This window comes from Texas Phoenix palm phytoplasma, from assembly GCF_005774685.2.
Lineage (GTDB): Bacteria > Bacillota_I > Bacilli_A > Acholeplasmatales > Acholeplasmataceae > Phytoplasma.
The window spans coordinates 36,368-49,214 of record NZ_VBRA02000004.1 but is presented as its reverse complement, the minus strand read 5'-3'; the positions used below and the strand labels follow the sequence as shown (position 1 = coordinate 49,214).

General features: G+C 18.5%; 11 protein-coding genes. 5 read left to right on the top strand and 6 right to left on the bottom strand.

Translation table 11 applies throughout. The features are described 5' to 3' along the window. Positions 1–187 precede the first annotated feature (187 nt). From FEF22_RS00485 to rpsO, 3 genes are all read left to right on the top strand, one after another. A complete protein-coding gene (locus tag FEF22_RS00485; RefSeq protein ID WP_138107828.1) occupies positions 188–1,111 on the top strand; it encodes a hypothetical protein in 924 nt (307 codons plus the stop codon). Between the two features lie 239 nt (positions 1,112–1,350). Next, the gene (locus FEF22_RS00480) at positions 1,351–1,689 is read left to right on the top strand and encodes a cyclic-di-AMP receptor (RefSeq protein ID WP_246833683.1); all 339 of its coding nucleotides are present in this window, start codon (positions 1,351–1,353) and stop codon (positions 1,687–1,689) included. Positions 1,690–1,785: 96 nt separating this feature from the next. Next, positions 1,786–2,022, top strand: a complete 237-nt coding sequence (gene rpsO, locus FEF22_RS00475; protein ID WP_138107829.1) for a 30S ribosomal protein S15 — start codon at positions 1,786–1,788, stop codon at positions 2,020–2,022. 5 nt (positions 2,023–2,027) lie between these two features. Here the strand turns inward: rpsO and FEF22_RS00470 are convergent, their stop codons facing one another. The 4 genes from FEF22_RS00470 to FEF22_RS00455 form a co-directional block, all read right to left on the bottom strand. Further along, positions 2,028–4,277, bottom strand: a complete 2,250-nt coding sequence (locus tag FEF22_RS00470) for an ATP-dependent helicase (protein ID WP_138107830.1) — start codon at positions 4,275–4,277, stop codon at positions 2,028–2,030. A 55-nt stretch (positions 4,278–4,332) separates the two neighbouring features. Next, a complete protein-coding gene (tpiA, locus tag FEF22_RS00465) occupies positions 4,333–5,112 on the bottom strand; it encodes a triose-phosphate isomerase (RefSeq protein ID WP_138107831.1) in 780 nt (259 codons plus the stop codon). Between the two features lie 43 nt (positions 5,113–5,155). After that, the gene (locus tag FEF22_RS00460) at positions 5,156–5,707 is read right to left on the bottom strand and encodes a helix-turn-helix domain-containing protein (protein WP_138107832.1); all 552 of its coding nucleotides are present in this window, start codon (positions 5,705–5,707) and stop codon (positions 5,156–5,158) included. 125 nt (positions 5,708–5,832) lie between these two features. Continuing rightward, entirely contained in the window at positions 5,833–8,811 is a 2,979-nt protein-coding gene (locus FEF22_RS00455) for a hypothetical protein (RefSeq protein WP_138107833.1), read from the bottom strand. Positions 8,812–8,969: 158 nt separating this feature from the next. Here FEF22_RS00455 and ruvA point away from each other — a divergent pair, with 158 nt between their 5' ends. Continuing rightward, complete coding sequence (gene ruvA / locus FEF22_RS00450; RefSeq protein ID WP_138107834.1) at positions 8,970–9,530, top strand: Holliday junction branch migration protein RuvA; 561 nt, start codon at positions 8,970–8,972, stop codon at positions 9,528–9,530. 12 nt (positions 9,531–9,542) lie between these two features. Continuing rightward, entirely contained in the window at positions 9,543–10,550 is a 1,008-nt protein-coding gene (gene ruvB / locus FEF22_RS00445) for a Holliday junction branch migration DNA helicase RuvB (RefSeq protein ID WP_138107835.1), read from the top strand. Between the two features lie 6 nt (positions 10,551–10,556). Here the strand turns inward: ruvB and FEF22_RS00440 are convergent, their stop codons facing one another. Both FEF22_RS00440 and FEF22_RS02170 read right to left on the bottom strand, forming a co-directional pair. Continuing rightward, positions 10,557–12,341: an ABC transporter ATP-binding protein gene (locus FEF22_RS00440; protein WP_138107836.1), complete on the bottom strand. Its 1,785-nt coding sequence runs from the start codon at positions 12,339–12,341 to the stop codon at positions 10,557–10,559. Beyond that, entirely contained in the window at positions 12,338–12,841 is a 504-nt protein-coding gene (locus FEF22_RS02170; protein ID WP_308699399.1) for an ABC transporter ATP-binding protein, read from the bottom strand. The genes FEF22_RS00440 and FEF22_RS02170 overlap by 4 nt, the downstream gene beginning before the upstream one ends. Between the last annotated feature and the right edge of the window lie 6 nt (positions 12,842–12,847).

Genomic DNA, 12,847 nt, shown 5'->3' with positions numbered 1-12,847 from the left:
AATAATTTTTAGTTGAAATTATAAACAAATTAAATATAATTAGTGTGGTGATTGATTTTGAACAATAATCACTAAATTAAAAAAATGAAATAAATTAATTAGATATTAATTTATTAATAAATTATTAAATAATAAAAATAAAAATAAAAATTGAAATAAAAAATAAAAAAATAAAATAAAAAAGAGGTTGAATATTATTCAAGAGGATCAGAAAAATTACAATAAAATTAAAAAATATAAATTTTTTATTACTATATTTTTATTTTTTGTCTTATTAACTTCATTAGTTTGTTTTTTCTACTTTAAAAACAAAAATCATTCAAATGTTTCTATAAAAGAAAATATAGAACAACAAAAATCGGATATAAAAGAAAATGTAGAACAACAAATATCAGAACAAAAATCAGATATAAAAAATGATGAAATCGACAATGAAGAAGAAGAAATCGAAGAAGAAGAAGAAGAAGAAGTCGAAGATGCAGAAAATTCTACATCAAATGATAAAAAAGTAAAAAAATCTAAGGGTATTAAAAAAACATTAAAAAAATTATTTTCCGGAAAATCAAATAAAGAAAAAAAAGAAGAAAAAGAAAATTCAAATAACAAACCATCAACATCCAATGATAATAATGAAGAATCAAAAAATATAAATAATAGTAATAAAGAACAATCAAAAGCTGATGAAAAACCAAAAGCTGATGAAAGTAATAAACCATCAACAGCGAATACATCAACATCTAACAACAATAGTGTAAACAATAGTAATACAGAACAATCAAAAGCTGATGAAAAACCAAAAACTGCTGAAAGTAATAATACAACAACAGCAAATACAACAACAGCAAATACAACAACTTCTAATAACAATAGCGTAAATAATACTGCTACTACTAATACTACTAATACTACTACAAACACAGAAAAACCAAAAGCTGATGAAAAACCAAAAGCTGATGAAAAACCAAAAGCTGATGAAAAACCAAAAGCTGATGAAAAACCAAAAACTGCTGAAAGTAATAAACCATCAACAGCAAATACATCAACTTCTAACAACAATAGCGTAAATAATAATGCTAAAGAAGAATCAAAAACTACTGAAAGCAATAAATAAAAAAATAAATGAAAATTTTATAATAAAAAACTCTAAATAATAATAAAAAATAATAATAATTAGAAAAATTATTATAAATAATAAATGAGATTTTATTTATTCTTCAAAAAATATAAAATTTTTTTCCAAAAAGATATCTTTTTAATTAAAAAGATATCTTTTTTTTTAATAAAAATTATTTATATCGATAAAAATTTAATTATCTAATAATTGTCATTAAAATATTATATAATATAGTTATGAATAAAGATAAAATGAAATTAATTATAGCAATTATTTCTAGTTCAGACGCCAATAAAGTTCAAACAAATTTAAATAAAGAAAATTTGTCTAATACAAGATTAGCAACTAAGGGAGGTTTTTTAAGTGAAAAAAACGCTACTTTTATAATAGGTTTAAATGAAGATAAAGTAGAACAAGTTTTAAATATAATTAAAAAATATTCTCAAACCAAAACACAATTAATTAATAACAATATTTTAAATAAATTTGGAGATCATTTCGACACACAAACAAAAATTATTGTTGGCGGAGCAACTGTTTTTATTTTAAATATTGAAAATTTTTTCAAAATTTAATTTAAATATTTAAAATAAAAAATATTTTAATATTATAAAAAAATTTATTTTTTCATAACAAAATTAATTTAAAAAATAAAAGAAAGAGCGTAAAATATGGCTTTAAATAAAAATCAAAAAAAAGAAATTTTTAAAAAACATAAAATAAATGAAAAAAATACAGGTTGTACTGAATTTCAAATTGCATTATTATGCAAAGAAATGGATATTTTAAATAAACACTTAAAAAAACATCCTTCTGATTTTCATTCAAAAAGAGGGTTGCTAACTAAAAATCAAAAGAAAAAAACTTTAATTAATTATAATAATAAAAAAAATAAAAAAATAAATTAAATAAACTAATCAATTTTTTTCAAAGAAAAATGATTAATTAAAATTTGTTTCATACCATAAGGTTTAGAAAATAATATAGTAGCTATTTCATTATTAAGAGAAATAATAGTTCCTAAACCAAAAAAATCATGTTGAACTTTTTCACCAATATTATATAATGAGTATTTTTTATAATTTCTATTTTTATAAAAAAGAAAATTATTTTTTGTTTTTTTATTAGAGTCAATTAATTTCATTTCTTGAATAAAAGAAATAGGTTTAGAAAAAATTTTTTTTCCAAAGATAAATCTATAATTAGAACTACTGATATATAAAAGTTCTTTAGCTCTAGTTATAGCTACATAAGCTAGGCGTCTTTCTTCTTGAATATTTTTTTCTTTACATTCTTCATTACTATTATTTACAAAAAAATCATTTCCAAAATTTTCTAAATTAGAAATATTTAAAAAAATATTTTCTTCCCATCCAATAACAAAAACAACTTTAAATTCTAAACCTTTGGATTTATGAATAGAAGATAAAATAACTTGATCATTTTTATTAAAAGAAATATCATTATCACTAAATAAAACAATTTGATCTAACAAAGAAATTAATTTATCCAAAAAATTACCTTTCATTTCAGAATCATATTTAGCAAAAATAAATTGTAATCTTTTAAGATTATTTTTTTTTTCTAAATTATTATCTTGAGTTTCTTTTTCATCTAACATTATTGAATAACCAATAATTTCATCTATTGAAAAAATTAAATTAGATAAATTGGTTTTTTTATCATTAATAAGACTTAATAAGTTAAAAAAAATTTTTTTAAATTTATCAATTTTCTTTTCAACAACTTTACTCAAATTAAAATTAGAAATATTTTTAATAACTTCAAATAAAGAAATATTTTTTTCAGAAGATATTTTTTCTAAAATATCAATAGTTTTAGTTCCTATATTGCGGGAAGGAACATTTATAATTCTTTTTAAAAAGAAATTTTGTTCAGGCGAAATAATAAACTTAAGATAAGCAATAAAATCTTTAATTTCTTTTTTTTGATATAAAGAAACATATCCATTTACAAAATAAGGAATTTTAGAATTTATAAAACTATTCTCAATTTCTTGACTCAACTCATTCATTCTATATAAAATAGCAATATCTTTAAATTTATATTTTCGAAAATAAACTAATTCTTTAATTTTTTTAACAATAAATTCTGATTCTTGTTGTGAATTAAAAAAATTTTGATAAACAACTTCTTCTCCTGAACCAGAAACACTTATCAAAAAATTCTTAAAATAATCATCCAATAAATTAATATAATTATTTTGAATCAAAAGATTAGCTTTGTTTAAAATATTTTCAGTAGAACGATAATTTTTCTTTAAATTCATCTTAGAAAATTTAAAATCTTTCAATAACAAATAACTACATAAACGATCAGCACCTCTAAAACTATATATATTTTGATTTAAATCGCCTACTGTGAAAAAATAACTATTTTTTGATAAAATTTTCATAATTTGATATTGAATAAGATCAATATCTTGGAATTCATCAACCAAAACATAACTAAATTGATTTTGATAAAGTAAAGCTATATTATAATTTGTTGTTAATAATTTATAAGTATAAATAATTAAATCATCAAAATCTAACATATTATTTTTCATTAAATAATTATTATATGAAATATAAATAATTTCAATTTCTTTAGAAAAGAAACTTGATTCAGTGTCATAATTATTTATTCTTTTTTTATCCAAACCAGAATAAGATTCTAAAATTTCTTTTTTAATTACTTTATTTTTAATATAAGAAATATATTTTCCGACATTAGAAATATTATATATATTTTTATCTAAACATAATTGAGATAAAATGTTCCTAATAATCTTTTTCCTATCTTTTTCATCAATAATAGAAAAATAAGAAGTAAATTGTAATCCTAAATTAACAATATATTTTCTTAAAATTTTATTACATAAAGAATGAAAAGTAGTAATAGTTAAAATAGAAAAATCATCAATATGTAAAATTTTTTCTAAACGTTCTTTAACTTCTTGAACTGCATTATTAGTAAAAGCAATAACCAAAATTCCTTTAATTTTTGTTTTTTCGCTTTCAATTAAATAAGCTATTCTACTGATTAAAGTTCTAGTTTTTCCAGTACCTGGTCCAGCAATAACATAAACTGATTTGTTTTTCACAGTAACAGATTTAAATTGTTCTTCATTTAAATTATTTAACCATTCTTGTTTATTCATAAATGAATTTTTAATCTCTCTTTATAAAAAAATTTAAATAAAAATTGAATCAAAATTAAAAAATATTTTTTTTATCAAATATTTTTTCAGCCAATTCTGTAAAAAATAAAAATTCCTCTACTTGTAAAGAACTTTTTCCTGATAAAATACCATCAATTTCTTTTTGTTTCAAAAAAGACGAAACATTTGCAATGTCAATAGAACCTCCATAAATAATTCTAACTTTTTGAGCTACTTTTTCGTTAAATAATAAAGATATTTTATCACGAATTTTTTTAATAATTTTGTTTGCTTTTTCACAAGATAAAATATTACCTGTGCCAATAGACCAAACAGGCTCATAAGCAAAAATAATTTTTTCCAAAAAAACAATGTCAATATTTTTTAAAATAATTTCTAACTGATTATTTAAAAACAATTCGGTTTCATTTTTCTCTTTAATTTTTAAATTTTCTCCTATACAAATAACAGGATATATGTTGTATGGTATAACAGATAAAAGTTTTAAATTAATCATCTCATCTGTTTCATTAAATAATTTACGTCTTTCATAATGCCCTAATAAAACATATTTGACGCCTAAAGAAAATATATTTTTAGGAGAAATTTCTCCTGTATAAGGACCTTCATCTTTATAAAAAATATTTTGTGCGCCTATTCTTAAATTTTTTCCTTCTATTTGAACCAAAGAATCTAACAAAGTATTTTGGGGAAAAATAACACTTTCTACTTTATTTTTATCAGGCACTTTATTATTTATTTTAAAAATAAATTCTAAAGCTTCATCTTTACATTTATACATTTTCCAATTTCCAGCTATAAAAATCTTTTTCATATTACCTCACCTAAAAAAATTATCACATAAATAAAAAATATTATTATTCTAATGAAGAAGATAAAGAATTTATTTGTAATATACGTGCTTTTTCTGAACGATAATTAAATAAATAATATTCTTTATCTGTAGATAAATAAAAAGTTTCATTTTTTTTTAAAAAATATCTACATTTATTTAAAACTAAAATAACTTCTCCTTCCAAAACAAAAACAAATACATCTTCATCGTTTTTAATACTTTTAATATTAGTTTGTCCTTGAGATTGAATTTCTATAATTAAAGGTTTCATACGAGAATTATTCATTTTAGGAAATAAATAATAAATTTTATTTTTTAAATTTTCATCTAAAACACCAAAAAAATCATCACTTTTATGAATTAATTCTATATTTTTTTCTTGTTTTTTAAAAAAATCAGATGGAGAAATTTTCAAAATTTCCAATAAAGAAAATAAAACTTTAATAGAAGGAGAAATCAAATTATTTTCAATTTGAGAAATATATCCACTAGTTACATTTAACTTCTGAGCTAATTGTTTTTGAGTTATTTTTTTTTTTAATCTTAAATGTCTAATATTAAAACCTATATTCATATCATTCCTTGCTTAAAAAATATCTAATAAAAATATTTTTATAAAAAATAAATAAAAAATTTAATTTGAATATTATCAAAAAAATAAAATTTTCTTTATTATTCAAACAATAAAAAAATAATTCTCTAAATTCCAAAAAAATAATTAAATATGTTATAAAAAAAAATTTGAATTTTAATTTTATTTTTCAATTTTTTTATATTATCCTTATAACTTCTTTTAATTTCTTTTCTATCCTTAATGTTTTTTAATCGAAACCAAATTATAAATAATAACCATTGAATCTTGTTTTTAAAATAAGATTTAGAAATATTAAATTTTGTTTTCTTTTTAATATTTTCAATTTTTTTCAATAAAGATTGATGTGTTTTTAAATATTTTTTATGTATTTTAGCAAAAGATAAAAATATTTTTCTTTCTTCTAAATTTTGATTTCTTTGTATTGCTTTCATTTGGTTCAATTTTAAATTAGATATTTTATAAAAAAAAGCAATTTTATTATTAAATTGTAAAATAGAATAAATTTTTTTTTTAGAATATTCTATTTGAAGTTGATGTAAATTTTTAAAAAAAACTTTATTTTTCTCAATCAAAGCTTCTCTAAAATTTAAATTCATCAATTTTATTTTATTATTCATTTCAAAAAAATTATTTTTAATAATTTTTTTATAAATAAAAATTTGATTTTTTAAATTATCTTCTTCTTTTTTTTTAAGTTCTTTAATATTTTGTAATTGAATTAAATGAATATCTTTTAAGATATCTATCAAAAAATTATATAAAGAAAAAATATTTTTTTCATTTTGTTCAATAATTTCTTTTTGAGATTCATCAAAATTATTCTTTAATTCATTCATATAATTCATAAAATTATTATATTCTTTTTCAAAAAAACTAATAGATTCCATATATCTAAAAAAAGAAAATAAACAAGAAATAATTCTTTTTTTATAAAAATTTAAAAAAATTTTGTTAAAGAAAAAATTTTTTTCTTTTAAAAAAATAATTTTATTAAATAATTTAAATATCTTAGTTTGGAAAAAAATATATTTTCTTCTAATAATATTTTGTTTTTTTTTCAAATCATTAAATTTATTTTTATAAATTTTTTCTTTATGCAAAAAAAATATTTTCTTTTTCAAAGAAAAATAAAATTGTTCATAAATTTTAATTTTATTTTCAATAAAAGTAAATTTTTGCCTCATTTTTGTTCCAAATTTTAATTTAGATTTATTAAACAAATTACGCATTAAAAAAATATTTTGTTCAAAATAACGACAAAAAATATTATTATATTGATTTTTTTGCTTAATTATAAAATCTTGAAAATAAGAAATTCTTTTTTGCAAAACATAACTATAATAAAATTGCTGATCCAATACATTATCAAAAAATAATTTAATTAAATTATTAATTAATTCAAATTTTTCTAAATTAAAAAAATCTTCAAAATTTTGACAATTTAAAACTTCAAAATCTAATTGTTTTTTTATTTGTGAAAAGATTTTTTTTCTTTGATAATCTTTTTGAATAATAAACTTAATATAAGATATTAAATTAATAGAATATTCTTTTTCTCTTATAAAATATTGTTTTATAAAATATTCTGTTTTTATTTTAGTCATTTGAGTTCGTTTAAAGAAATCTTGTTTTTGTTGTTCAAATAATTCATGTTGATTATTAATGTGTTGTTGTTGAATATTTTTTAAATTAGTTGTTTTTTTTTTTAAATTTCTTATTAAAATTAATTGTTCAATTATGTATTCACAACTTTTAGTTATTAAATTAACTTTTTCTTTTTGTAATTGTGTTTTTAATAAGACTTTTTTTTCTTTTTTATCAATAGAATAATTTAAAATATTTTTTTTATATTCTAAATTATGCAATTTTAAAAAAATTTGAAAATTATTGTTTTGATTTAAAAAATTTAATTCATTCTTTTTATATTCTTCTTGAAACTCAGAAAACATTATTTTATATTTTCTGATAATTTCTAAAATTCTTAAATCAGTTTCAAAATAATTAATTTTTTGTATTTTTTTATTATGAATGATTTCTTTTTCTTGTTCATATAATTTATAATTACTTTTTATTTTTATTTCTTTTATATTTGATAATAATTTATTTTGCATAAAAATCCAATTTAATTTCTTATTATAAATAAGCTTTAAAAAAATATATTTTCTACGCCAAATATGCAAATTAGTCAAATAAAGTAATTCATTTTTTTGAACTTTTTTCAAGAAAAAAATAAAATTTTTATAATTATTTAAAAAAACTTTTTCAATAAAAAAAAACATAACTATTTTACATTTTTGAAATAAAATTTTTCTTTGATTTTTTAAAACATCTTTGTTATTAAGAAAAGAAACTCTCTCTTCTTCGAATATTTTATTATGATTATCTAATTGTTTTTGAAATAAATTATTAATTTCCTTATTTTTTAAAAACAATATTTTTGCTTCTTTTTCGTGATTATTATTTATATTAACTAAATCATTTTTATAAAAATCTTTTAATTTTTGAACTAATTCATTAGTAATAAATTTTAAATTATTAATTTCTTTATTTAGAACAATGTTTTTATTATAAAAATCATTATTAATTTGATTCTTAATAAATAATATTTTATCCAATAAAAATTTATTTTTTTTTTCAATTATCATTTGAAATATATTAAAATATAAAAATACTTTTTTTTCTAAATTTATAATTTTGAAAAAATATTTTCTTTTTTCTTTTTTTATTTTATTTATATTATTTTGAAATTCTAAAAATATTTTTTTTTTTTTTAAAAAATTAATTTTTTGTTTTTTATATAATTTACTAATTAATAAATTTTCTTCTTGATCTAAAATAATTTTATTATTTTCTAAAAAAAACTTAAACTTCTTTTTATTGTTTAATATGTTATTATTATATTCAGAATTTAATTGATTTAAATCAGAAATAAACTGCTTCTTTAAAGGATCTTTTTGTTTTGTTTTATCAATGATATCAAATAAAAGAAAAAATTTCTTTTTTTTTATATCTTCAAAAAAATCGTTTTCTAAAAAAAATTTTGTATTTTTTTTAATTTCTGAAATATAATTTTTCTCATTCATACTACTGATTTTTTTATAGCCTCCATAGATAAAACATTTGCAAATTTTTTTATAATAAATTTTTACAATTATATTATATTATATAAATAATAAAACATCAGTATAAATAACATTTAAAATGTTATAATAAAAACACAAGTTTATGAGGTATTAAATAAATGTATTATTACATTATAGGCAAAATTACAATAATAAAAAAAGAGGGTATTGTTATTGAAAATAATAATATTGGATATTTTATTATATTTCCTAATACTGCTGATATTTTTAAAGAAGGACAAAAAATTAAACTATTAACATATTTTTATCAAAAAGATAATAAAACAGAATTATATGGTTTTTTGAATAACGAAATGCTTTCCTTTTTTAAGGAATTATTAATGATTCCTGGCATAGGACCTAAAAACGCAATTATTTTATCGAATTCAGAATTTTTAAAAGAAACACAAAAAGCTATTGAAGAAAATGAATTAAATTATCTTATAAAATTTCCAGGAATAGGTAAAAAAACAGCTCAACAAATTCTTTTTTATTTACAAAAAAAAATGTCAAATCACCATAATAAAAAAAATTTAACATTAAAGCAAAAAAACGTAAAAGAAGCTTTAATCAAATTAGGAATTTATAAAAATCAAATAGATAACATAATTACAAAAATAAATTCAAATCAAAATATAGAAAACATGATCAGAGAAGCATTATCACTTTTAAAAAAATAAGGATTAAAAAAAATGCAACAAAAAATTAAAGATATTCCTGTTAAAAAAAATAAAATAAAAAAAAATACGAAAAAAGATTTTTTTTTAAGACCACAAAAACTAAAAAATTATATAGGTCAAGAAAATATTAAAAAAATATTGCATGTTTATCTAAAAGCTGCTCAAAAAAGAAAAGAATCATTAGACCATGTTTTATTTTATGGACCGCCAGGATTAGGAAAAACTACATTAGCCAAAATTATAGCTAATGAATTAAAAGTTAATTTCCAAACAACAAGCGGTGCTCATATAGAAAAAATTAGTGATTTAGCTATTATTTTAAATAATCTTAATTCTGGAGATATTCTTTTTATTGATGAAATTCATAGTTTGCCTAAAAATATAGAAGAAATTTTATATACAGCAATGGAAGATTATGTTTTTAACATAATTATAGGAAAAAATGAAGAAAAAAAAACAATTAGAATAGATTTGCCACCATTTTCACTAATTGGAGCAACAACAAAATTTGGTAATATTTCTTTTCCATTAAGAGATAGATTTGGTTTAATATTAAAATTAAATTATTATAATGAAAAAGAAATCAAATCCATAATCAAAAGAACATCTGATATTTATAATAACCAAATAGAAGAAAAAGCTCTAATAGAATTAGCCAAAAGAAGCAGAGGAACTCCGAGAATTGCTAACCGTTTATTCAGAAGAGTAAGAGATTTTGCAGAAATTTATTCTAATAAAATTATAAATCACAAAATTACATTAAAAACTTTAGAACAATTAAAAATAGATGAAAATGGTTTAGAAGAAACAGACTATAACTATTTAAAAAATATAATAAATAAATTTAATGGAGGGCCAGTAGGAATAAAAAACATTTCAGCAACAATTGGAGAAGAAAAAACAACAATTGAAGAAGTATATGAACCCTATTTAATTAAAAAAGGATATATTAAAAGAACTTCTAGAGGAAGAACAGTTACACAATTAGCAATTGAATTATTAAAAAAAAATAAAAAATAGTTAAATTTATTTAGAAAATTGACTTTGATAAAGATTATAATAAAAACCTTTTTTTTCTATTAATTCATAATGATTTCCTTTTTCAACTATAACTCCATCATTAAACACTAAAATAATATCTGCATTAACAATAGTAGACAAACGATGAGCAATTACAAAAGATGTTCTTTTTTGCAATAATTTTTTTATAGATTTTTGTATCAAAGATTCCATAGTGGTATCTATAGTAGAAGTAGCTTCATCCAAAATTAAAATATTGGGATTTCGTAAAAGAGTTCTAGCAATAGTAATTAACTGTTTTTCGCCTTGAGAAAGAATATCAGACTCTTCTTCTACAACAGTATAATAACCGTTTTCTTTAGACATTATAAATTCATGTATTTGTAATTTTTTGGCTACTTCTATTACTTGTTGTTCTGTTTTATTAAAATCCCCATATCTAATATTATCTAAAATAGTTCCTTTAAAAAGCCAAAAATCTTGAAAAACTATTCCTAAAATTTGTCTTAATTGGCTTTTTTTTAATGCTCTAATATCAATTCCATCAATAGTTATAGAACCTGATTGTACATCATAAAACCTAGTTAATAAATTAATTAAAGTAGTTTTTCCAGAACCTGTAGGACCAACAATAGCAACCATTTGATTATTTTGAACAACTAAATTCATATTTTTTATAATAGGTTTGTTTTTTTGATAACCAAAAAAAACATTAGAAAAAACAACTGAACCTTCTATTTTTTGTAAATTTAAAAATTCTTTTTCTAATTCCTCTTCTTTTTCATTCAAAAAAATACAAATTTTTCTAAAAGCAGCTTTAGTAGATTGTAAAATTACAAAAATTTGACTTAAATCATTAATAGGATTTCCAACTCTCCAAACATATTGAATAAAAGCTTGAAAAATACCTAACTGGATAGGAATAAATCCTAACTTCACAAGTATCTTAGATTTTTGTAACAAATCAGGATTGATTAAATAATAACCCAAAATAATCATAAAAGTTAAAATTATATATGTAAAAGAATTTACAATAGGAACTGATAAACCAGATAAAAAATTAGATTTAAAAATTAACTTAGATAATTTTTTATTAACTAATTCAAATTCTTCAATAACTTTTTCTTGTTGATTAAATAAAAGAATTTCTCTATGACCAGTATATTTTTCTTGTAAAAAACCATTATATTCGCCTGTAGTATTGAATCTTTCAATAAAAATATTACTAGATTTTTTATTAATAAAAAAAATAGTCATCAAAGATAAAGGAATAATTAAAAAAACAACTATTCCTAAACGAAAATTTACCCAAAACATTAAACAAACTAAAACAAAAAGACTTAAAAAAGACGAAATCAAAGAAGCGCAAGTCTGTTGCATACCATTAGAAAAAACTTCTACATCATCAGTTAAATTACTAATAACTCCGCCAATAGTATTTTTATCAAAATATTCTATAGGAAGTTTATGAATTTTTTTAAAAAGATCGTTTCGAATATTTTTAATCGCTTTATGCACAGAACTAATTAATAAACTATTATAAGTAAATTTACATAAAGTACAACATAAATACAAAATAAAATTAATAAATAAAAATAATATAATATGTTTTAAATAATCATGAAATTCTAAATTTGATAAAACAGATGAATTTTTTTTAATAAAATCTATAACATACTTACCTTCAAACAAAGGAATAAAAGAAATTACTATAGACCAAATCAAAAGAAAAATAATACTAATAATTAATTTTTTTTTAAATGGTTTTAAATAATAAAAAATTTTATTCATAAACAAACCTCTTTTATATTCTGCGAAATAGCAAGTTTTTTATAAATTTTACATCTTTTTAATAATTCATTATGTTTTCCTATATCAATAATCTTTCCTTTATCTAAAACTATTATTTTATCAGCATTTAAAATAGAATTTAATCTTTGAGCTACAATAATACAAATAGAATCCTTTGATGATTCGAAAAAAGATTTTCTAATAGATAAATCTGTTACATAATCTAAAGCTGAAAAAGAATCATCAAAAATATAAATATCAGGTTTTTTTAACAAAACTCTCGTTATAGACATCCTTTGTTTTTGGCCTCCTGATAAATTAAATCCTAGTTCACTAACAAATTCATTTAATTTATTCTCTTTATTTTGAATAAAATCATATAATTGAGAATTTTTTAATTCTCGAAACATTTCTTCTTCATTAGCATCTTCTTTCCCTAATAATAAATTACTAAAAATAGTTCCTTTAAATAAAACATTTTTTTGAGAAACAAAACCAATTTTATT

What these genes read in the sequence shown, in the direction of transcription:
- FEF22_RS00480 (WP_246833683.1), top strand. Translation starts at nt 1,351, where the DNA reads ATGAATAAAGATAAAATGAAATTAATTATAGCAATTATTTCTAGTTCA.
- rpsO (WP_138107829.1), top strand. Translation starts at nt 1,786, where the DNA reads ATGGCTTTAAATAAAAATCAAAAAAAAGAAATTTTTAAAAAACATAAA.
- FEF22_RS00470 (WP_138107830.1), bottom strand. Translation starts at nt 4,277, where the DNA reads ATGAATAAACAAGAATGGTTAAATAATTTAAATGAAGAACAATTTAAA.
- tpiA (WP_138107831.1), bottom strand. Translation starts at nt 5,112, where the DNA reads ATGAAAAAGATTTTTATAGCTGGAAATTGGAAAATGTATAAATGTAAA.
- FEF22_RS00460 (WP_138107832.1), bottom strand. Translation starts at nt 5,707, where the DNA reads ATGAATATAGGTTTTAATATTAGACATTTAAGATTAAAAAAAAAAATA.
- FEF22_RS00455 (WP_138107833.1), bottom strand. Translation starts at nt 8,811, where the DNA reads ATGAATGAGAAAAATTATATTTCAGAAATTAAAAAAAATACAAAATTT.
- ruvA (WP_138107834.1), top strand. Translation starts at nt 8,970, where the DNA reads ATGTATTATTACATTATAGGCAAAATTACAATAATAAAAAAAGAGGGT.
- ruvB (WP_138107835.1), top strand. Translation starts at nt 9,543, where the DNA reads ATGCAACAAAAAATTAAAGATATTCCTGTTAAAAAAAATAAAATAAAA.
- FEF22_RS00440 (WP_138107836.1), bottom strand. Translation starts at nt 12,341, where the DNA reads ATGAATAAAATTTTTTATTATTTAAAACCATTTAAAAAAAAATTAATT.